The organism is Methylosinus sp. H3A, from assembly GCF_015709455.1.
Classification (GTDB): Bacteria; Pseudomonadota; Alphaproteobacteria; order Rhizobiales; family Beijerinckiaceae; genus Methylosinus.
The window spans coordinates 850,529-870,173 of the sequence record NZ_JADNQW010000005.1; the positions used below are offsets into that span (position 1 = coordinate 850,529).

The window sequence follows — 19,645 nt, forward strand, 5'->3', positions numbered from 1 at the left end:
GCCGCGATCTGGAAAGCTGCTTTCGACTCAGTCACCTAGCTTGGCGCCCTCTCCGAGCGCCTATGGCATGGCGATTGCGGCCTTTCGAGAAAGCAAAAAGGGAGGGTTTCGCATGTCCGGGTCGTTGCAGCTGGCGCTGAGCGAGAAAGCCGGCGTCACTCTGCTGGACGAGACTACGATCGACGCCTTTCTCGCGCCCTCGCCCGGCGCGCCCGCGCATACGCTGCTCTTCTTCGGCGGCGATCCGCAGCAGCGCAGCGAGACCCATGATGTGGCGATCATCTTTCCGCAGCTGATCGAAACCTTCGCCGATCGCCTGCGCGCCGCAATTGTCGCACCGGCCGCCGAAAAGGCGCTCGAAGCGCGCTTCAGCGTCTGCGTCTATCCGAGCCTCGTCGTGACCTATGGGCGCGAGACGCTCGGCGTGCTGCCGAAAGTCTATGATTGGGCGGAATATCTCTCGCGGATCGAGGCGCTGCTGCAATTGCAGACGCCGCCCGCGAAAGAGCCGCGCGTGCGCATCACCTTCACCGAAGGGGAAACGAGCTCATGAAAGCCGGATTCTGGATCTCGCCGGAGGGCTCCGACGACGCGATGACGGTGATGCCGATCGGCTATGACGCCGAGGCGGAGACCAAACGCAGCGTCATCTCTTTTCTGGCGACGGCGAGCGGCGAGCAGGCCGTCGCCGAATGCCCGCGCACGGCCGCGCTGCTGCCGCAGCTCGCCGACGCGCTTCGAGCGCAGCGCGCCGACGCCCCCAGCCGACTGTTCGACATCACCGATTATGAGGAGAAAGAACGCGAGCTGATGGGCCAAGTGCTCGGCGAGGGCGAGGTGAGCGGCCTCGCCGTCCTCCCCGACGGCGTCACCGCGCAAATACAAGAGGCCACTATGGCGGGCCTGTGGCGCGTCCGCTTCTCCGACGCCGAAGGCCGGCTCTCCGCCGATTATCTCGAGATCGCCGCCATACCTCATGTCGTCGAGCGCGCTGCAGGCTTCACCGCGGAACGGCTGACGATCGGCGCGGAGCCCGAGGGCGCCATGAATGTCATGCCCATGCTCGCAGAGATCGACGCCCGCATGCGCGCGCATCGGCCCGGGGATCCTTCCCATGTCGTCAATTTCTCGCTGCTGCCCGTGTCGGAGATCGATATGGAGCATCTGCAGCAGACGCTCGGCAACGGCCCCGTGCAACTGATCTCGCACGGCTATGGCTCGGCCAAGATCACCGCGACCGGCGCGCGCCATGTCTGGTCGGTGCAGTTCTTCAACGCCATGGGCACGATCATCCTCGACACGCTGGAGATCGGCGACACGCCGGCGGCCGCGTGCGCCGCCGACGAAGATTTCCACGATTCGGCGGAGCGTCTGCGCGAAATTCACGAGGCCTATTTCACATGAGCGACGAAGCGCTTCGCGATATCGCGCCCGACGCGCGCATGGAATGCGGCGTTTGCTGGCATGTGTATGACCCCGCCGAGGGCGATCCCGTCTGGCAGGTGCCGCCCGGCGTCGCCTTCGCCGATCTTCCGCGAGACTGGCGCTGCCCCGAATGCGACGCGCCGCGCGAGAAGTTCCTGAGGTGCGACACTTGAGCGACGCCGCTGCGAGAGGCGCGAGGCTCGCGGATTTCTATCGCGGCGTCCACGAGACGGCGATGCGCGACTCCCCCGTCTGCAATGAGGCGCTCGCGGTGGAGGCGCTCGGCTTTCGCGATTTCGGCCCCTATGTCCTCGGCGTGGTGGTCACGCCCTGGTTCGCCAATCTCGTCGTCACGGCGCCCGGCCCCGACGCGCCTTTCCCGGACCACGCGCAGCTGAAGCTGCGCTTCCCCGCCGGCGATGTCGAATTCAATGTGAGCGAGATCGCGGGATTCGGGCGGATCGCCTCCTGCTCCTTGTTTTCACCTATGGACGACTTCGCCGACCATGAGGCGGCGACGCTTGCGGCACAGGCGTCGCTCGACGCGCTCTTCGATCCCAATCTCCACGAAGCGCCAAAGCGAGAGCCCGAACCCGCGGCCGAGCTCGACAGGAGAACATTGTTCGGAGGCCGCCGCCGCGCCGCCGGAGAGCTCGCGTCATGAGCGGCCAAGCCGATCTCGGCGCGCTGGGACCAGGCGCGATCTCCATCATCGCCGAACTCGCCGACGATCGCGTCTGCTCGGTGCGCGTGCGATCGAGCCGGCCCGTTCATTTGACGCGCCTGTTTCTCGGCCGCCCGGCCGCAGAAATTCCGCCGCTCGCCGCGCGGCTCTTCTCATTGTGCGGCCTTTCGCACGCCTTCGCCGCCGCCCGCGCCATCGCCGCGGCGCGCGGAGAGCAACAGCGCGCCGCGCCGCAAAACCTCGTCGCGCTCGATTGCGAGCGCCTCGCCGAGACGCTGCGCGCTCTGGCGAGCATGGCGGAGGACGCGATTCCGCCGGCGACCTTGCGCGAGGCGATGGCGCTGACCCGCGAGCTCGCGGCGGCGCAATCGCGCGACCACCGAAACATCGCGGCGCGGCTGCGCGCCGAGACGGCGGCGCTCGGCCTTCCCGCTGATCCGGCGAGGGCCGCCCCCGCGCCGGAGACGCCCTTCGGACGGCTGTGGCGCGAGCTGGAGCGCGGGCCGATGATCGCCGCGACCGCGCCCGATGCGCTGCGCGCAGAGGACGACGCCTCGGCGCTCGAAGGGATAAGGACACAGGGCGAAAGCTTCGCCGCCGCGCCGAGCATCGCCGGCCGGGCGCCGGAAACAGGCGCCTTCGCACGTCATTGGCGCGAGACCGAATTGCCGCGTGGAGCGCTCTGCGCGCGCTTTCGCGCCCGCATGATCGATCTCGCGCAACTATTGGCGCGGCTCGAGTCGGCGTCACCGGAAGACGAGTCCCGCAGCGCCGCTTTCGCCACGCGCGAAGCCTATTGCGCGCTCGAAACATCGCGCGGAGAATTATATCATTGGGTTCGGCTCACACCGGACGACAGGATCGAAAACTATGCGATCGTCGCGCCAACCGAATGGAATTTTCATCCCGCCGGCCCTTTCGTCGCCGCTCTGCTCGGCGCGCGCGTTCCGCGCGCCGAAGCGACGCAGACGATCACGCGGCTGGCCGGGCTGTTCGACCCCTGCGTCGCCTTTCGCGTCGAGGTCCGGGACGCCGCCTATGCATGAGATGGCGCTGACCGAGAGCATCGTCGAATTGATCGAGGAAGAGAGCCACAAGCAGGGCTTTTCACGCGTGCGCGTCGTGCGCCTCGAGATCGGCGCGCTGAGCCATGTGGAGCCGGAGGCGATTCGCTTTTGCTTCGAGGCTGTGGCGCGCGGCGGAATCGTCGAAGGCGCGCGCCTCGACATTTTACGGATTCCCGGCGAAGGCTGGTGCCTCGATTGCGCGAAAACCGTCGCCGTCGAAGAAAGATTTGGGCCTTGCCCGGAGTGCGGCGGATATCACGTCCAAGTCACGGGTGGCGAGGATATGCGGGTGCAGGAACTGGAGGTCGACTAATGTGTACGGTCTGCGGCTGCGGAACTTCCAGCATCGAAGGAAAACCAGAGCACAGCCACGATCATCCACATGATCATGCGGATGGCCACGCTCACGATCACGACCATGATCACCACCACGACCATGGCCATGATCATCACGACCATGCACATCACCACGACCATGACCACGGCCACGCGCATGATCACGGCCATCGTCACGACTATGGCGCCGGGCCGGCGGGCGTCCATGCGCCCGGCCTCAGCCAGGAGCGCATCGTCCGCATAGAGCGCGACATACTCTCCAAGAACAACGACCACGCCCGCGAGAATCGGGTGCGGCTCGAGCAGTCGGGCGTCTTCGCGCTCAACTTCGTCTCCAGCCCCGGCTCGGGCAAGACGCAACTCCTCGTGCGCACGATCTCGGACCTGAAAGATCGCTTCTCGATCTCGGTCATAGAGGGCGATCAGCAGACCTCCAATGACGCCGAGCGCATTCGCGCGACCGGCGTTCCCGCGCTGCAGATCAACACCGGCAAGGGCTGTCATCTCGATGCGCATATGGTCTCGCATGCGCTCTGCGAGCTCACCGTCGCGCCCTCCTCTCTGCTCTTCATCGAGAATGTCGGCAATCTCGTCTGCCCGGCGGCCTTCGATCTCGGCGAGGCGCATAAGGTCGTCGTGCTCTCGGTGACCGAGGGCGAGGACAAGCCGCTCAAATATCCGGAAATGTTCGCGGCGTCCGATCTGATGCTGCTCAACAAATCCGATCTGCTGCCACATTTGGAGTTCGACGTCGGACGCTGCCTCGCCAATGCGCTGAAGGTCAATCCCGATCTCCAGACATTGGTCGTCTCCGCGCGCACCGGCGAGGGCATGGCCGCCTTCTACGCCTGGATCGAGGCGCGCGCCGCGCGGCTGGCGGCGCGACATGCGCGAGCAGCCGCGGCCAAGTGAGGAGAAGAAGCTCATGCCGTCGAGCGATGCGACGAGGCTGAGGCTGCGAGTGACCGGCGCCGTGCAAGGCGTCGGCTTTCGGCCTTTCGTGCATTCGCTCGCGGATCGCTATGCGCTCGCTGGCTTCGTGCGCAATGATTCGCAAGGCGTGCTGATGGAGGTGGAAGGCGCGCGCGTCGAGGATTTCGTCGCGGCGCTGAAGCGCGAGCCGCCGCCGCTCGCGCGCATCGACAGTCTCGAATGCGAAGCCATCACGCCGCTGCGCGACGCGAAATTCTCCATCGAGCCGAGCCGCGACGGCCGCACGCGAACACGCATCACGCCCGACGCCGCCGTCTGCGACGATTGCCTCGAGGATCTCTTCGATCCGAAGAGCCGCTTTTATCTCTATCCTTTCGTCAATTGCACCCATTGCGGGCCGCGCTACACGCTGACGCGGCGCCTGCCCTATGATCGCGCGCAGACCTCGATGGCGGCTTTCGCAATGTGCGAGGATTGCGCGCGCGACTATGCCGATCCGACGAACAGACGTTTTCACGCGCAGCCGATCGCCTGTCCGAAATGCGGGCCGCGGCTTTCGCGTCTGTCGCCGGAAGATGCGAGCCTGAAGGCCCTCGGTCCTGACGCCGCAAAGGACTACGAGCCTTCGGGCGCCCATCATGCCGCCATCATCGAAGAGATCGTCACAACGATCCGGAGCGGCGGCATTGTCGCGCTCAAAGGGATCGGCGGCTTTCATCTGCTCTGCGACGCGCGCAACGAAACGGCCGTCGCAGAGCTGCGTCGCCGCAAGGGCCGCGACGCCAAGCCTTTCGCCGTGATGGTAGCCGATGCGGCCTCCGCGAGGCGCGCCGGCGTCCTCGACGCCGAAGAATTGCGCCTGCTGCAATCGATCGCGCGGCCGATCGTCGTCGTGGAAAAGCGCGAAGACTTCGCGCCCTCTGTCGCGCCCGGCCTGTCGCGTATCGGCCTGCTGCTGCCCTATGCGCCGCTGCATCATCTTCTCTTCCACGCCGCCGCGGGCGCAGACTGGCGCATGGCGCCGCAGGATTTCGCGCTCGTCGCGACCAGCGCCAATCCGAGCGGCGAGCCGCTCATCGTCGACGACGAGGAGGCATGCGCGAATCTCGCATCCATCGCCGATCTCATCATCGGCCATGACCGCGCTATCGTCGCCCGCGCCGACGATAGCGTGACATCCGTCATCGCCGGCGCGCCGGCCATTTTGCGCCGCGCGCGCGGCTTCACGCCTGAGCCGATCGCGCTCGCAGACGACGGGCCCGATACGCTCGCGCTCGGCGCTCATCTGAAGACGACGATCACCGTGACGCGCGGACGCGAGGCTTTCATCTCGACGCATATCGGCTCGCTCGACGATCGCGCAACGATCGATTTTTATCGCGAGACCATCGCACGTATGCTCGATATTCTCGACATGACGCCGCAAATCGTCGCCTGCGATCTTCATCCAGATCTCGCTTCGACGCGCTATGCGGAGGAGACGGGGCTCCCGATCATGCGCGTGCAGCATCATGCCGCGCATATCGCCGCCATCGCCGCCGAACATGGAATCGCAGGCCCGATCCTCGGCGCAGCGCTCGACGGCTATGGATACGGCGACGACGGCGGCGCCTGGGGCGGCGAGCTGATGCTGGTGGACGCCGGCCATTGGCGCCGACTCGGCCATCTCGCGCCTCTGCCGCTGCCCGGCGGCGACCGCGCCGCGCGCGAGCCCTGGCGCATGGGCGTCGCCGCGCTGGTCGCGCAGGATCGCTGCGGCGACGTCTTCGATCGTTTTCCCGGCGTCGAGCTCGCAGGCAAGGTCGCAATGCTGGCGAGCGCGCCCAATGTCGCGCGAACGACGAGTCTCGGCCGCATGTTCGACGCCGCCGCCGCGCTGCTGGGCGTCCGGCAGCTTCAGCAATATGAAGGGCAGGCGGCGATGGAGCTCGAGGCGCTGTGCGAGCGTCCGTTCGCGCTCGCCAATGGCTACAAGATCGAGAGCGGCGTTCTCGATTTGACGAAGCTCTTCGCCGCGCTGCTGAAGCCCGGCCTCGACGCGGCTAGAGGCTCCGAGCTGTTTCACGGAACGCTGATCGAAGCGCTCGCGAGCTGGATTTTCGAGGCGGCGCGAGCGCGCGGCGAGAGCCGTGTCGCGCTCGGCGGCGGCTGCATGATGAACAAAATTCTCGCCGAAGGCCTCGTCTCGCGCCTTCGTGAACAGGGGATCGAAGCGCTGCTCGCCCGCAAGGCGCCGACGAACGACGGCGGACTCTCATTGGGGCAAGCCCATATCGCGCGACAGAGAAAGGCCTGAAGCAAAATGTGTCTCGCCATACCCGCTCGCGTGGAGGAGCTGCTGCCGGATCAGATGGCGCGCGTGAGCGTCGACGGTGTCGGCAAGATCATTTCCGTCGCGCTCGTCGACGATCTCGCGATCGGCGATTATGTCGTGCTGCATGTCGGCTATGCGCTCGCCAAGATCGACGAGGAAGAAGCGATGGCGACGCTCGCTCTGCTGCGCGAGGCCGCCGCGCTCGGAGCGCAGCCATGAAACATGTCGACGAATATCGCGACGGCGAGCTCGCGCGCGCCATCGCGCAGAGGATAAGGGAAGAAGCCCAGAGCGAGCGCGCCTATCGCTTCATGGAATTCTGCGGCGGCCATACGCATGCGATCTCGCGCTACGGTATAGAAGACCTTCTGCCCGAGAACATCCGCCTCATTCACGGCCCCGGCTGCCCCGTCTGCGTGCTGCCGATGGGGCGCATAGACGACGCCATCCGCCTCGCCGAGCGCAAAGAGGTCACGCTCTGCACCTATGCCGATCTGATGCGCGTGCCGGCCTCTGGCGGCTCCAGCCTGATGAAGGCCAAGGCCAACGGCGCCGATATTCGCATGGTCTACTCGACGCTCGACGCCATCGCCATCGCCGAGAAGGAGCCGAATCGTGAAGTCGTTTTCTTCGCCATAGGCTTCGAGACCACGACGCCGCCGACCGCGCTCGCCATTCGCCTCGCGCAGAAGAAGCGCCTCGCCAATTTCTCCATCTTCTGCAATCACGTGCTGACGCCCGCGGCGATGCAGGCCATTCTCGATACGCAGGACGGCGTGGAAATCGAAGGTTTCATCGGCCCCGCCCATGTCTCGACCGTCATCGGCTCGGCGCCCTATCGGCGTTTTGCGACCGACTATCACAAGCCCGTTGTCATCGCCGGCTTCGAGCCGCTCGATGTTTTACAGGCCATTTTGATGCTGGTGCGGCAAATCGACGAGGGCCGCTGCGAGATCGAGAACCAATATCGCCGCGCCGTGACCGAGAGCGGAAACGCCAAGGCGATCGACGAAATGGCGGAGATATTCGAGCTGCGCGAAGCCTTCGAATGGCGCGGGCTCGGCGAGATTCCGCAAAGCGCGCTCAAGCTGCGCGAGCCTTACGCGCAATTCGACGCCGAACGGCGCTTCTCGATGGTGACACAGCCGGCGCGCGACAATCCGGCCTGCGAATGCGGCGCGATATTGCGCGGCCAGAAGCGGCCGCAGGACTGCAAATTATTCGGCGTCGCCTGCACGCCGGAGACGCCCATGGGCTCCTGCATGGTGTCCTCGGAAGGCTCTTGCGCCGCCTATTGGGCTTATGGAAGATTCCGGCAATATGAACCCCGGCGAAACGAAGCGCGGAAAGCGTCATGAACAAGCACGAGCCTCTCGGCCGCAAGCTCGATCTCCGCAATGGCCGCGTCGAGCTTTCGCATGGCTCGGGCGGCCGCGCCATGGCGCGGCTCATCGGAGAGATTTTTCATGCGGCCTTCGACAATGAATGGCTCTCCGCAGGCAATGACCAAGCTGTTTTCGACATTCCGTCCGGGCGCATGGCGATGACGACGGACGGCTATGTCGTCTCGCCGCTGTTTTTCCCCGGCGGAGATATCGGCAAGCTCGCGGTGCATGGCACGATCAACGATATCGCCATGGCGGGCGCACGACCGCTGCATATGTCGGCGAGCTTCATCATAGAGGAGGGCTTTCCGCTCGCCGAGCTCGAGCGCATAGCGCAGAGCATGGGCGAAGCTTCGCGCGCCGCGGGCGTCGCCATCGTCACCGGCGACACCAAGGTCGTCGAGCGCGGCAAAGCCGATGGCGTCTTCGTCTCGACCACTTGCGTCGGCGTTGTTCCGCCAGGGCTCGAGCTGTCCGGCGACAAAGCGCGGCCGGGCGATGTCGTGCTGCTCTCGGGCTCCATCGGCGATCATGGCGTCGCGGTGATGTCGAAACGCGAGAATCTCTCCTTCGAGACGCAAGTGCTTTCGGACACGGCCGCGCTGCACGAGCTCGTCGCGCTGATGGTGGAGACGGCCGGTGCCGCCATTCGCCTGATGCGCGATCCGACGCGCGGCGGCGTCGCGGCGACGCTCAACGAGATCGCGCATCAGTCGCGCGTCGGCGTGCGGATCGAGGAAAAGGCCATCCCCGTCGCGCCGCAGGTCGCCGCCGCCTGCGAATTATTGGGGCTCGATCCGCTGCATGTCGCCAATGAGGGCAAGCTGCTCGCAATCGTCGCGCGCGAGGCGGCGGATGCGCTGCTCACGGCTATGCGCGCGCATCCTCTGGGCGCGCAGGCCGCGCGCATCGGCGAGATCGTCGCCGATGAGCATTGTTTCGTGCAGATGACGACCGCCTTCGGCGGCGGACGCGTCATCGACTGGCTCTCCGGCGAGCAATTGCCCCGCATCTGCTGAGTGAGGCTCCGAGATGAACAAGCGCGAGGACCGCAGCGAAATGGAGAGCGAGGCGACGCCGATCTCCCGCGGCGCCACCGTGCTCATCGTCGACGATGAGAAGCGCTCGCTCGAATCGCTGCGCCGCGTGCTCGGCGGCGAATTTCAGATCGTCTGCGCCAACAACGCCACCGAGGCCGAGGCTGTGCTCGCCGGCGATCTCGTGCAAGTGATCCTCTGCGATCAGCGCATGCCGGGCGAGAGCGGCGTCGAATTTCTGACGCGCGTGCGCGAGAATTGGCCGGAGCCTGTGCGCATGATCATCTCCGGCTATACGGATGCGGAAGACATTATCGCCGGCGTCAACGAGGCCGGCATATTTCAATATGTGACCAAGCCCTGGGATCCCGACAAGCTCGTGCAATCGGTGCGCGAGGCGGCGCAGCTCTACGCTTTCCAGAAGGACGGCGGCGCAGCGCCGCCGCTCGAGGCCAAGCCCTCCAATGAGCGTCTGCAGCGTCTCGCCAGCGACAGGCGGCGCGCGGAGCGGCGCATGTTCGAATTCGGCCGCATCGTCCATGCGCCGGAGAGCCCGATGCGCGCGGCGATCGCCCTCGCCCGCCGCGCTGCGGAATATGATATTTCCGTGCTCATCACCGGCGCGTCCGGCACTGGCAAGGAGCTGCTCGCGCGCGCCATTCATCACGGCTCGGCGCGCGGCGAGAAGACTTTCGTCGTCGAAAATTGCGGCGCGCTGCCGGACGAATTGCTCGAGAGCGAATTATTTGGCTGCAAGAAGGGCGCATTCACCGGCGCCTATCAGGATCGCGTCGGCCTGTTCGAAGTCGCCGACGGCGGCTCGATCTTTCTGGACGAGATCGGCGAGACATCGCCATCGTTTCAAGTGAAGCTGCTGCGCGTGCTGCAGGAGGGCGAGATTCGCCCGCTCGGCGCGCAACGGCCGCGCCGCGTCGACGTGCGCGTCATCGCCGCCACCAATCGCAATATTGTCGCCGAGGTGGAAGCGGGGCGCTTTCGGCGCGACCTCTATTATCGCCTCGCCACTTTTCCCATCCATCTGCCGACGCTGGCCGAGCGGCGCTGCGACATCGCCATCATCGCGGCGCGCATCCTCGTCAGCGTGAATCAGACCTTCAATCGCCGCGTGCCCGGCTTCGAGCCGGAGACGCTGCGGCTGATGGAGCGCTACGACTGGCCCGGCAATGTGCGCGAGCTGCACAATGAGATCCAGCGCATGGTGGTGCTGAGCGACGGCGACGCCAATCTTCCTCCCGACCTCTTGTCGCCGACGATCGCCGATCACCGCGCGGCGACGACGCCAGACGAGACACAGGGCCGCTTCACGCTGAAGGAGCGCGTCGAAATGCTGGAGTGCGCGCTGATCAAGGAGTCGCTCGAGCGCAACGGACGCAACATCAGCCACGTCGCCGACGAGCTCGGTCTGTCGCGCGTCGGATTACGCAGCAAGATCGCCCGCTATGACATTTCCCGTGTCGTCGATGACGAAAGCTGACGTCAAATCCTACGCCAAACATGGCGATCTCATCGCGCTGGTGGCGGGCAAGGAGGAGATCGCGCTGTCGGACGGCGGCGAATCGGTCTGGCTCGAGGTCATCAAGAAGATGGACGAGGTCTATGCGGACCTCATCGGCTATGAAGCGGATCTCGAAAGCAAGAATGGCGAGCTCGAGGCGGCGCGCAATTTCATTCAGAGCGTCATCGCCTCCGTCTCGGACGTGCTGATCGTCTGCGACGAGCGCGGCGCGATATTGCAGGTCAATCCCGCTTTCGAGGAGCTCGCCGGCCGCGGCGAGGCGGAGCTGAAAGGCGCCTCCATCGCAGCGCTGTTCGTCGAGGAAGACGAAGCGCGCGCCGCCGCCATCGTCGCCGGCCAGGCGCGCGATCCGACCAGCGTCGAGCTGCGCTTTCGCACCAGCAACGGCCCTTCCGATCTGATGGCGATCAATTGCTCGCCACTGTTCGACTCGGATGGACGGCGCGCCGGCGCTGTCTTCACCGGCCGGCCGATCGGCGAATTGCGCCGCGCCTATGAGGCGCTGCATCGCGCCCATGTCGATCTGCAACAGGCGCAGTCGCGCCTCGTCGAGCAGGAGAAGATGGCGAGCCTCGGCCGACTCGTCGCCGGCGTCGCACATGAGCTCAATAATCCGATCAGCTTCGTCTACGGCAATATCCATACGCTCGACCGCTATCGCAAGGCGATCGCCGCCTATCTCGAGGCGATCCATGCAGGCGCGAGTGCGAAGGAGCGCGACAAGCTTCGCCGAGCGAGCGGCATAGACGCCATTCTCGCCGATCTCGAGCCGCTGATCGACGGCACGCTGGAAGGCGCTGTGCGCATCAGCGAGATCGTGAAGAATTTGCGTCGCCTCTCCTTCAGCACCAAGGCGCCGCGCGAGGCGGTGTCATTGTCGAAGGTCGTGGAAACCGCCGCGCAATGGGCCTCGCGCAGCAAGAAGGCCAAAGCGAAAATCGTGACGCGCCTCGAGCCCGCGCTCTACGCCTCCGGGCAGAGCGGGCAGATTCATTCGGTGCTGGTCAATCTCATCGACAATGCGCTCGACGCCGTGCGCGATATGGAGGCGCCGCTCGTCACCATCACCATGCGCGGCGAAGGCGATGCGGCGATCGTCGCCGTCGCGGACAATGGCAAGGGCGTGCCGGAGGCGTTGCGCAGCCGCATCTTCGAGCCCTTCTTCACCACCAAGGCGGTCGGCGAAGGCACGGGGCTCGGATTATGGATCAGCTATTCGATCGCCCATGAGCATGGCGGCTCGATCGAATACGACACGCCGCCCGAAGGCGGCGCACGTTTCACGCTGCGGCTGCCGCGCGCGATGGAAGGCGAGACGCGCGACCTGCGAACCTGAAGACCCGCGGCCCGAGGGGGGGCGGTGGGCCGCGAGTCTTCGGCTCGCATCTGTCGTCGCCTCATGAGGCGACGACGCGAATCGTCTTCTTGGCGCGAGCGTCATGCTCGTCATCGAAGCCGACAGCGCTCTGTTCGCGCGCCTTCGAATGGTCGGCGGCGAGCACCAGATAGACCGCTGGCAGCACGAACAGCGTGAACAAAGTGCCGATCGAGAGGCCCGAGGCGATGACGAGGCCCATGTTATAGCGCGACGCCGCGCCGGCGCCGGTCGCCATGATCAGCGGCACGACGCCGAGAACCATCGCCGCTGTCGTCATCAGGATCGGCCGCAGGCGGATCGAGGTCGCCTCGAGAATCGCCTCATATTTCGTCTTGCCGAGGTGCTGCTGCTCATTGGCGAATTCGACAATGAGAATGCCGTGCTTGCTGATGAGGCCCATCAGCGTCACCAAACCCACTTGCGTGTAGATGTTGATGCTCGCGCCGCCGAAGCCCAGCATGATGAAGACGAGCGCGCCGGCGATCGACATGGGCACGGAGACGAGAATGATGAGCGGATCACGGAAGCTCTCGAATTGCGCCGCGAGCGCCAGAAAGATGATGATCAGCGCGAAGCCGAAGGTCGTCGCGAAGCCGCTCGACTCCTGCACGAACTGTCGGGACGCGCCGGCGTAGTCGATCGTATAGGCCGGCGGCAGCGTCTGCGCGGCGACCTCCTTCAACGCCTCCAGCGCCTCGCCGGCGATAATGCCGGGCGCGGCCACTCCAGAGATGGTGAAGGAGTTGATCTGCTGAAAGTGATTGAGCGACTCCGGAACGACCTGGGTCTCGAACTTCGCCACCGTCGACAGCGGCACAGAGGAGCCGTCCGCAGTCTTGATATAATAGTTCAAGATCTGATCCGGATTGAGCCGGAACTGCTGCGCCATCTGCGGAATGACCTTGTACGATCGCCCGTCCAACCCGAAATATTGCGTGTAGCCGCCGCTCAATCCCGTGGTGAGGGCGCCGCCGACGTCGACCATCCGCAAGCCGAGCTGCGCCGTCTTCTCGCGATCGATGACGAGCGACATCTGCGGTTGGTCGACCTTCAGATCGGTGTCGAGAAACATGAATTTGCCCGTCGCCAGCGCCTTGGAGAGGAACTCGCGCGAAATGCCGTTGATCTTGTCGAAACTATCGGTGCTCTGCACAACGAACTGGATCGGCAGGCCATCGGAGCCCGGCAATGGCTGCGGTTGGAAGGTGACGAGACGCTGTCCCGGCACAGTGACCGAAAGCTCCTGCTGAAGCGTCTGCTGAAGCTGCTCCGCGCCGATCTTGCGCTTGTCGGCCGAAGTGAGCACGAGGCCGCCGAAGATCATTCCCGGCGAGACGATCTGGAAGGAGCTCGTCATCTCCGGATGTTTGGCGAAAGTCTTATAGACCTGATCGCCATAGAATAGCTTCTGCTGCAGAGTGGCGTTGGGCGCCGATGTCGACATCGCGAAGACGACGCCCTGATCCTCATTGGGCGCGAGCTCGTTCTTCGAATTGGTATAGAGCCAATAGATGCTCACCAGCACGAGGACGCCGAATGTGAGCGTCACCGGCACGAAATGCAGCGAGCGCTCGAGCAGGCGGCGATAGCGCTCTTTGACCCAATCCATCTTGGTATCGATGAATTCGACGATTTTCGTCTCCAGCGTCTCCTCGCCGCGCTGCGGCGCTTTCAACACCAGCGCGCAGCTTACCGGCGACAGCGTCAGCGCGATGACGGCGGAGACCGTCACGGCTCCCGCCAGAGTGAAGGCGAATTCGACGAATAGCGCGCCGGTGAGGCCGCCCTGGAAACCGATCGGCACATAGACGGCGATCAGCACGATGGTCATTGCGATGATCGGCCCGGCGAGCTCGCGCGCCGCCTGCAAAGCGGCGTCGAATGGCTTCAATCCGTCGGCGAGATGTCGATTGACGTTTTCGACGACGATGATGGCGTCGTCGACGACGAGGCCGATCGCCAGCACCAGCGCCAGCAGCGTCAGGAGATTGATCGAAAAGCCGAGCGCCAGCAGAATGGTGAAGGCGCCGATGAGCGACAACGGGATCGCCACGATCGGAATCACCACCGAACGCCACGAGCCGAGGAACATGAACACGACGCCGGTGACGATGAGAATGGCCTCGATCAGCGTGTGGATCACCTCGTCGATCGAGCTGTTCACGAAGTCGGTCGTGTCATAGACGATGTCGCTGCTCAATCCCTGCGGCAGCGTTTTGAGAATGTCCGGATAGGCCTCTTTGACGCCCTTGACGACATCGAGAAGATTGGCGTTCGGCGCGACGAGAATGCCGATATAGACCGCCTGCTTGCCATTGAAGGCCACCGCGGATTCGTAATCCTCCGAGCCGAGCGTCACATTGGCGACGTCGCGCAGCTTCACATTGGCTCCGTTCACCTGCTTGACGACGAGATTACGAAACTCCTCGAGCGAATGCAGCGACGTGGCGGCGGTGAGCGTCACCTGCACCATCTGGCCCTTCGTCGAGCCGAGGCCGGCGATATAGTCATTGCCTTGCAGCGCGGCGCTGAGCTCGCTGGCGGTGAGACCATAGGCGGCGAGCTTGACAGGATCGAGCCACGCCCTCAGGGCGAAAGTCTTGCCGCCGATGAGCTCGGCCGTCTGCACGCCGGGCACGGATTGCAGGCGCGGCTGCACGACGCGGATCAGATAGTCGGTGACCTGGCTCGACGTCAGAATATCGCTATTGAAGCCGATATACATGGCGTCGGTCGTCTGGCCGATCTTCACGGTGATGACCGGCCGCTGCACGGCCGACGGCAGCTGATTGAGCACAGAATCGATCTTGGTGCTGATCTCGGTCAGCGCCTTGCCGGAATCATAGTTGAGCCGCAGATGGGCGGTGATCGTGCTCGTTGCGATCTGGCTCGTCGAGGTGAGATAGTCGATGCCGTTCGCCTGGGCGATGGCGTTCTCGAGCGGCGTGGTGACGAAGCCGGCGACGGTCGCCGGATCGGCGCCGAAATAGGAGGTCGTCACCGTGACGACGGCGTTCTGCGTGCGCGGATATTGCAGCGTCGGCAGGGTGAAGAGCGAGCGCAGGCCCAGCACCAGTATCAGCAGGCTCACCACGGAGGCGAGCACCGGACGACGCACGAAAATGTCGGTGAAACGCATTGTCGAGGTCTCCGTTCACTGATCCACGGGCTTGGGATTGGCGTCGACGGGCGGCTGTGGCGTGTCGGAAATATTCAGCGGCGCGCCGTTTCGCAGCTTCACTTGTCCGGCCGTGACGACGCTCGCGCCTTCCGGGACGCCTTCCAGCACAGCGACCTCGTCGCCGCGCGTCGCGCCGAGACGCACGAAAGTCTGCTGCGCCACGAGACCGGAGCCCGCCGGCGCGGCCTTGCCGCCCTCCGCTCCGCTCTTTTGCACGAGAAACACGGAATTGCCGAAAGGCGCATAGACGATCGCCGTCTGCGGCAGAGTGATCAGCCGCTCGGACTTTCCGGTCACTATGTCGACCTGGGCGAACATGCCCGGCTTCAGCTTGTGATCGGCGTTGGCGAGGCTGGCGCGCACCTGCACATTGCGGCTCGCCTGATCGACCTTGGAGTTGATCGCGACGATCTTGCCGGTGAAGGCCTGTCCGGAGAAAGCGTCGACGCTCGCGCCGATCGGCTGGCCGACCTCTATGCCGTTCAGCGCCTGCTGCGGCAAAGTGAAATCGAGATAGATCGGGTCCAGCGCCTGCAGCGTCACGATGACGGAGCCGGCGCCGATATATTGGCCGAGATCGACGGCGCGAATGCCCAGACGCCCAGTGAAGGGCGCGCGCAAAGTCTTCTGCGCGATGACAGCCTCTTGCTGCGCGACTTCCGCCTCCGCGCTCTTGAGATTGGCGAGATCGGTGTCGACGCTCGCCTGGCTCGCGGCGTGAATCTTCAATTGCGCCTGGTCGCGGCGCAGATTTATGCCGGCGAGCTCGGCGGCCGCCTTTTGCGAGGCGAGCTTGGCGAGATCGGTGTCCTTGCGCAATTCGAGCAGGAGCTGGCCTTCCGTCACTTCCTGACCCGATTGGAAATGGATCTTCTCGACGATGCCCGACGCCTCGAGCGAGAGATCGGCGCCATTGACGGCGCGGAACGAGCCGACCGCGGTGAGCTTCGGCCGCCATTCCTGAAAGCCCGCCGTCGTTACCGACACGGTTTGCGGCGGATTGGCCATGGAGGCGAGGAAGCCTTTGATCATCACATTGCGGAAGGCGTTGAAGCCATAGAGTCCGCCAAAGACGAGAGCGACGATCGCGAGCATGATCGCCATCGGCTTCGCCATGGGGCCGAAACGATCCTGCAGCAAAGTTCTAGCGACCATTTTGAGCGTCCTCCGCCTGGGCTCTGATCGCCGCGGCGATCGGCGATGTGGCGATGATATCGGTGGGCTTGGCCTGCGAGGCCGGCGTCTCGTCGATGCGGTTCCACCAGCCGCCGCCGAGCGATTGCAACAGCGCCGCCGTATCGGCGAAGCGCGCCGCCTGCGCCTTCACGCGGGCGAGACGGGCGTTGAGCAGAGTCTGCTCGGCGTTGAGCACGATCGAATAGGTCGTCGAGCCGGCGCGATATTGCGCGCGGGCGATCTCGAGGCTCTCGGCGGCCGCCTTCTCCGCCGCGACCTGCGCGCGCAAAGTGTTGGCGTCGAACTTCACCGCCTGCAGAGAGTCGGCGACATTCTGGAAGGCGGAGATGACCGTAGAGCGATATTGCGACGCCGCCTGCTCGAAGGCCGCCACCTTCGCCTCGCGCGTATGGAACAGCGAGCCGGCGTCGAAGGCCTTGGCCGAGGCTTGCGCGGCGAGCGTGTAGACCAATGTCTGCGGCGAGAAGAGCGTCGTGAAATTCGTCGCCTGAGCGCCGCCCGTGGCGCTGAGCGAGAATTGCGGCAGCATATTCGCCGTCGCCACGCCGATCTCCGCGCTCGCCTGATGCAGCTGATTCTCGGAGGCGAGAATATCCGGCCGCTGGCGCACCAGCGTCGAGGGCAGGCTGATCGGCAATTCGCCGGGCAGGCGCAGGCCGGAGAGATCGACCGCCTCGCCTTTGTCGGCGTTGGGGAAACGGCCGAGATAGGCCATCAGCAGATTGCGCGTCTGCGCACGCGCCTTCTCGAGCGGCGGCAGCGTCGCCTGCGCCTGCGCCAGCTGCGCGCGCTCGGAGAGCACATCGGCCTGGCTGACGGCGCCGAGCTCGAAGCGCTTCTCGAGCAGATCGAGCTGGGTGCGGTAGGCGGCGATGAGATCGCGCGTCACCTTGATCTGCGAGGCGTAAGAGGCGTCGGAGATCGCCGCGGTGACGACATTGGCGGTCAGCGCGAGATAGGTCGCCTCGAGCTGGAAACGCTTCTGCTCGGCAGCGGCCGTGTCGCTCTCCAATGTGCGCCAGGACTTGCCGAACACGTCCGGCGCGAAGGAGACCGAGACATTGGCGTTGTGCAGCCCATAGACGAAGGTCGAGCTGGAGCTGGATGACGAGGAGGACGAAGACGACGAGCTCGAGGAAGTGAGGCCGGCGTATTGCGCCGTCGTCGACTGCTGCCGCGTATAGCTGTCGCCGAGCGTCGCCTGCGGCAGAAAGGTGGCCGCATTGGCCTCGATCGTCTCGCGCGCCTGACGCAACGCCGCCTCGGCCGCCATTATATCCGGGTGATTCGCCACCGCTTCGGCGACGAGCGCCGATATCTGCTTGGAGCGGAACAGCTTCCACCATTCGCCGGGCACGTCGCGGCCATGGGCGTAGCGCTGCGCGGCGCCGCCGGCGACCGCCGCCGATTGGGTGCCAGCCCCGATCTTGCCATAGCCGGCCTCTGCCGGCGCCGGAGGCGGAACAAAATCCGGCCCGACCGCGCAAGCGGAAAGCGCCAAAGCGGCGAGCGTCGCTACGCCGCGCGCAATCGTCCGCCCCTGTCTCCGAAAAGGCGCAGTTTTCGCTTGTCGGATACCGATTCGGGAAAATTTCGACATGACCCTCTCGAAAACTGAACCGTTCAGTTTTAATATTAATGCAGAGGCGATGTGTCAATGCTAAAACTGAACGGTTCAGTTTTTCCCGGGGATGAACCGGAGGCGCAAAAGCCTGTAAGAGACTGGGTCGCGGGTGCAGGGCGGGGGCGTAGGATGACGGGGGTCTGCCGAACGATATGACCGAGGGAGCGGAGTCGACCACCATCGAGCCGGCCGGGGAGCATGTCCCGAGTCGAAAGGAATGTCAGATCCTCTCGGCGGCGCGGACACAGTTTCTGGAGCAAGGCTTCGCCGACACGTCCATGGACGCGATCGCGCGCACGGCAGGCGTGTCGAAAGCGACGCTCTACGCCTATTTCCCCAGCAAGGAGGCGTTGTTTCGCAATCTCATCGAGACCGAATGCAATGAGAAATGCGTCAACGTTCCCTCACCCGCTCTCGACACAGGCATAAAGCCGGCGCTGCGCGAGCTCTGCGGACATTTCGTCGTGCGTTTTCTGACGAAGGAATCGGCCGCCTTTTTCCAGGCGGTGTCGAGCGAGCGTTGGCGCTTCCCAGAGCTCTGCCATCTCTACTTCAACAGCGGCAAGAAGAATGTCCTCGATTTCGTCGCCGCCTATCTCGGCGAGGCGAAAGCGCGAGGCCTGCTCGTCTTCGACGACGCCCATATGGCGGCGGAGCAATTGCTGAATCTCACTGTCTCTGACCTGCCGATGCGCGTCGCGCTGGGGTTGGAGCTGCGCAGCGAAGCGGAATATGAGCGGGTGATGGAGTCTGGTCTCGCGGTGTTTTTGAAGGCCTATGGGACGGGCGCCTGAGACGGGCCGCAGCGCCCCCTCCCCAGCCCGCCGCCGGAGTGTGAGGAGAGAGCCCTCCGACCGTCGCTAATGCGCAGAGCCCATCGCGCGGCGGCAGGCGCTCTCGCATTCCTTGCAGACATCCGCGCAGATGCGACAATGCTCGTGATGCTTGGCGTGGCGCCGGCATTCCTTCTCACAGGCGCGACACATATCGACACATGCCTGCAGAATGGCGCGCATCGCCGTCTCATCCGTCGCGCTGCGGCGCGAGGCGATGGCGCCCGCCGCGAGGCAAATATCCGCGCAATCCTGATCGAGCCTTATGCAACGGCGCAGATCCGCGACATTCTCCTCGGAGAGGCAGGCGTCGGCGCAGACCGAGCAGGCCTGCGCGCAATCGAAACAAGCCTCGACGCAATCGACCAGCGCGGCGTCGGCGCGGCCGCGCATCTGCGGATGGCTGGCGATGATGGCTTGCACATGCATGGGGCGTCCTCCTCGTTTCACCTTCGCTCACGATTTTGCGGCATGCTCGGGCTTTCCCTTGCGCTTCGTTCCGGCGAACTCCGCGAGCTGTCTTTCGCTCATCGATTCCAGCATGGATCGCGACGCGCCTTTGAGCGCGCTCTTTGGAATCTCACCGCGCTTGGCCGCGAGCGCAGCGCCGGCGGCCATTTGCTGAGCCTTGGATCTGGCGGGCATGGGCTCCTCCCGTTCGATGTCGCCGCGCCGCGGGAAGGCGGCGCGGGGCACAGGATAACCCCTGCGGG

General features: G+C 64.9%; 19 protein-coding genes. 14 read left to right on the plus strand and 5 right to left on the minus strand.

Annotation, left to right across the window (positions count from 1 at the left end; all coding sequences use genetic code 11):
• Positions 1-112: 112 nt before the first annotated feature.
• From IY145_RS07090 to IY145_RS07150, 13 genes are read left to right on the plus strand one after another with little or no spacing between them, the layout of a single operon-like run.
• On the plus strand, positions 113-553 hold the full coding sequence (locus IY145_RS07090) for a hydrogenase accessory protein (protein WP_246721831.1): 441 nt from the start codon (positions 113-115) through the stop codon (positions 551-553).
• Positions 550-1,404: a hydrogenase expression/formation protein gene (locus tag IY145_RS07095; protein WP_196407560.1), complete on the plus strand. Its 855-nt coding sequence runs from the start codon at positions 550-552 to the stop codon at positions 1,402-1,404. Before IY145_RS07090 ends, IY145_RS07095 begins: the two co-directional genes overlap by 4 nt.
• The gene (locus IY145_RS07100) at positions 1,401-1,598 is read left to right on the plus strand and encodes a rubredoxin (protein ID WP_196407561.1); all 198 of its coding nucleotides are present in this window, start codon (positions 1,401-1,403) and stop codon (positions 1,596-1,598) included. The genes IY145_RS07095 and IY145_RS07100 overlap by 4 nt, the downstream gene beginning before the upstream one ends.
• The gene (gene hybE / locus IY145_RS07105; RefSeq protein WP_196407562.1) at positions 1,595-2,089 is read left to right on the plus strand and encodes a [NiFe]-hydrogenase assembly chaperone HybE; all 495 of its coding nucleotides are present in this window, start codon (positions 1,595-1,597) and stop codon (positions 2,087-2,089) included. The genes IY145_RS07100 and hybE overlap by 4 nt, the downstream gene beginning before the upstream one ends.
• Positions 2,086-3,156 carry a nickel-dependent hydrogenase large subunit gene (locus tag IY145_RS07110; RefSeq protein ID WP_196407563.1) on the plus strand — a complete coding sequence of 357 codons (1,071 nt, stop codon included), beginning with the start codon at positions 2,086-2,088 and terminating at the stop codon, positions 3,154-3,156. Before hybE ends, IY145_RS07110 begins: the two co-directional genes overlap by 4 nt.
• Positions 3,149-3,490: a hydrogenase maturation nickel metallochaperone HypA gene (gene hypA, locus IY145_RS07115; RefSeq protein WP_196407564.1), complete on the plus strand. Its 342-nt coding sequence runs from the start codon at positions 3,149-3,151 to the stop codon at positions 3,488-3,490. Before IY145_RS07110 ends, hypA begins: the two co-directional genes overlap by 8 nt.
• A complete protein-coding gene (hypB, locus tag IY145_RS07120) occupies positions 3,490-4,425 on the plus strand; it encodes a hydrogenase nickel incorporation protein HypB (RefSeq protein WP_196407565.1) in 936 nt (311 codons plus the stop codon). The genes hypA and hypB overlap by 1 nt, the downstream gene beginning before the upstream one ends.
• Positions 4,426-4,438: 13 nt before the next feature.
• Complete coding sequence (hypF, locus tag IY145_RS07125; protein ID WP_196407566.1) at positions 4,439-6,742, plus strand: carbamoyltransferase HypF; 2,304 nt, start codon at positions 4,439-4,441, stop codon at positions 6,740-6,742.
• 6 nt (positions 6,743-6,748) lie between these two features.
• Positions 6,749-6,979 carry a HypC/HybG/HupF family hydrogenase formation chaperone gene (locus tag IY145_RS07130; protein ID WP_196407567.1) on the plus strand — a complete coding sequence of 77 codons (231 nt, stop codon included), beginning with the start codon at positions 6,749-6,751 and terminating at the stop codon, positions 6,977-6,979.
• Positions 6,976-8,118 carry a hydrogenase formation protein HypD gene (hypD, locus tag IY145_RS07135; RefSeq protein WP_196407568.1) on the plus strand — a complete coding sequence of 381 codons (1,143 nt, stop codon included), beginning with the start codon at positions 6,976-6,978 and terminating at the stop codon, positions 8,116-8,118. The genes IY145_RS07130 and hypD overlap by 4 nt, the downstream gene beginning before the upstream one ends.
• Positions 8,115-9,164 carry a hydrogenase expression/formation protein HypE gene (gene hypE / locus IY145_RS07140; protein ID WP_196407569.1) on the plus strand — a complete coding sequence of 350 codons (1,050 nt, stop codon included), beginning with the start codon at positions 8,115-8,117 and terminating at the stop codon, positions 9,162-9,164. Before hypD ends, hypE begins: the two co-directional genes overlap by 4 nt.
• 13 nt (positions 9,165-9,177) lie before the next feature.
• A complete protein-coding gene (locus tag IY145_RS07145) occupies positions 9,178-10,677 on the plus strand; it encodes a sigma-54 dependent transcriptional regulator (RefSeq protein ID WP_196407570.1) in 1,500 nt (499 codons plus the stop codon).
• Positions 10,664-12,055, plus strand: coding sequence for an ATP-binding protein (locus IY145_RS07150; RefSeq protein WP_196410442.1), 1,392 nt, complete (start codon positions 10,664-10,666; stop codon positions 12,053-12,055). Before IY145_RS07145 ends, IY145_RS07150 begins: the two co-directional genes overlap by 14 nt.
• A 61-nt stretch (positions 12,056-12,116) precedes the next feature.
• Here the strand turns inward: IY145_RS07150 and IY145_RS07155 are convergent, their stop codons facing one another.
• From IY145_RS07155 to IY145_RS07165, 3 genes are read right to left on the minus strand one after another with little or no spacing between them, the layout of a single operon-like run.
• Positions 12,117-15,236 (minus strand): efflux RND transporter permease subunit, encoded by a 3,120-nt coding sequence (locus IY145_RS07155; protein ID WP_196407571.1) that lies wholly within the window; start codon positions 15,234-15,236, stop codon positions 12,117-12,119.
• Between the two features lie 15 nt (positions 15,237-15,251).
• Positions 15,252-16,433 (minus strand): efflux RND transporter periplasmic adaptor subunit, encoded by a 1,182-nt coding sequence (locus tag IY145_RS07160; RefSeq protein WP_196407572.1) that lies wholly within the window; start codon positions 16,431-16,433, stop codon positions 15,252-15,254.
• On the minus strand, positions 16,423-18,075 hold the full coding sequence (locus tag IY145_RS07165) for an efflux transporter outer membrane subunit (RefSeq protein ID WP_196407573.1): 1,653 nt from the start codon (positions 18,073-18,075) through the stop codon (positions 16,423-16,425). Before IY145_RS07165 ends, IY145_RS07160 begins: the two co-directional genes overlap by 11 nt.
• Positions 18,076-18,251: 176 nt before the next feature.
• Between IY145_RS07165 and IY145_RS07170 the strand changes: the two genes are divergently transcribed.
• A complete protein-coding gene (locus IY145_RS07170) occupies positions 18,252-18,893 on the plus strand; it encodes a TetR/AcrR family transcriptional regulator (RefSeq protein WP_196407574.1) in 642 nt (213 codons plus the stop codon).
• 66 nt (positions 18,894-18,959) lie between these two features.
• On the opposite strand, the gene IY145_RS07175 is transcribed toward IY145_RS07170, so the two are convergent.
• Positions 18,960-19,361 (minus strand): four-helix bundle copper-binding protein, encoded by a 402-nt coding sequence (locus tag IY145_RS07175; protein ID WP_196407575.1) that lies wholly within the window; start codon positions 19,359-19,361, stop codon positions 18,960-18,962.
• Positions 19,362-19,388: 27 nt separating this feature from the next.
• Positions 19,389-19,577, minus strand: coding sequence for a DUF3008 family protein (locus IY145_RS07180; RefSeq protein WP_196407576.1), 189 nt, complete (start codon positions 19,575-19,577; stop codon positions 19,389-19,391).
• Positions 19,578-19,645: the final 68 nt, after the last annotated feature.

Coding starts and splice junctions, on each gene's coding strand:
- IY145_RS07175 (WP_196407575.1), bottom strand. CDS start 19,361: ATGCATGTGCAAGCCATCATCGCCAGCCATCCGCAGATGCGCGGCCGC.
- hypD (WP_196407568.1), top strand. CDS start 6,976: ATGAAACATGTCGACGAATATCGCGACGGCGAGCTCGCGCGCGCCATC.
- IY145_RS07170 (WP_196407574.1), top strand. CDS start 18,252: ATGACCGAGGGAGCGGAGTCGACCACCATCGAGCCGGCCGGGGAGCAT.
- IY145_RS07180 (WP_196407576.1), bottom strand. CDS start 19,577: ATGCCCGCCAGATCCAAGGCTCAGCAAATGGCCGCCGGCGCTGCGCTC.
- IY145_RS07160 (WP_196407572.1), bottom strand. CDS start 16,433: ATGGTCGCTAGAACTTTGCTGCAGGATCGTTTCGGCCCCATGGCGAAG.
- IY145_RS07100 (WP_196407561.1), top strand. CDS start 1,401: ATGAGCGACGAAGCGCTTCGCGATATCGCGCCCGACGCGCGCATGGAA.
- hypE (WP_196407569.1), top strand. CDS start 8,115: ATGAACAAGCACGAGCCTCTCGGCCGCAAGCTCGATCTCCGCAATGGC.
- hypA (WP_196407564.1), top strand. CDS start 3,149: ATGCATGAGATGGCGCTGACCGAGAGCATCGTCGAATTGATCGAGGAA.
- hypF (WP_196407566.1), top strand. CDS start 4,439: ATGCCGTCGAGCGATGCGACGAGGCTGAGGCTGCGAGTGACCGGCGCC.
- IY145_RS07150 (WP_196410442.1), top strand. CDS start 10,664: ATGACGAAAGCTGACGTCAAATCCTACGCCAAACATGGCGATCTCATC.
- IY145_RS07145 (WP_196407570.1), top strand. CDS start 9,178: ATGAACAAGCGCGAGGACCGCAGCGAAATGGAGAGCGAGGCGACGCCG.
- IY145_RS07110 (WP_196407563.1), top strand. CDS start 2,086: ATGAGCGGCCAAGCCGATCTCGGCGCGCTGGGACCAGGCGCGATCTCC.
- IY145_RS07155 (WP_196407571.1), bottom strand. CDS start 15,236: ATGCGTTTCACCGACATTTTCGTGCGTCGTCCGGTGCTCGCCTCCGTG.
- IY145_RS07165 (WP_196407573.1), bottom strand. CDS start 18,075: ATGTCGAAATTTTCCCGAATCGGTATCCGACAAGCGAAAACTGCGCCT.
- hypB (WP_196407565.1), top strand. CDS start 3,490: ATGTGTACGGTCTGCGGCTGCGGAACTTCCAGCATCGAAGGAAAACCA.
- IY145_RS07095 (WP_196407560.1), top strand. CDS start 550: ATGAAAGCCGGATTCTGGATCTCGCCGGAGGGCTCCGACGACGCGATG.
- IY145_RS07130 (WP_196407567.1), top strand. CDS start 6,749: ATGTGTCTCGCCATACCCGCTCGCGTGGAGGAGCTGCTGCCGGATCAG.
- IY145_RS07090 (WP_246721831.1), top strand. CDS start 113: ATGTCCGGGTCGTTGCAGCTGGCGCTGAGCGAGAAAGCCGGCGTCACT.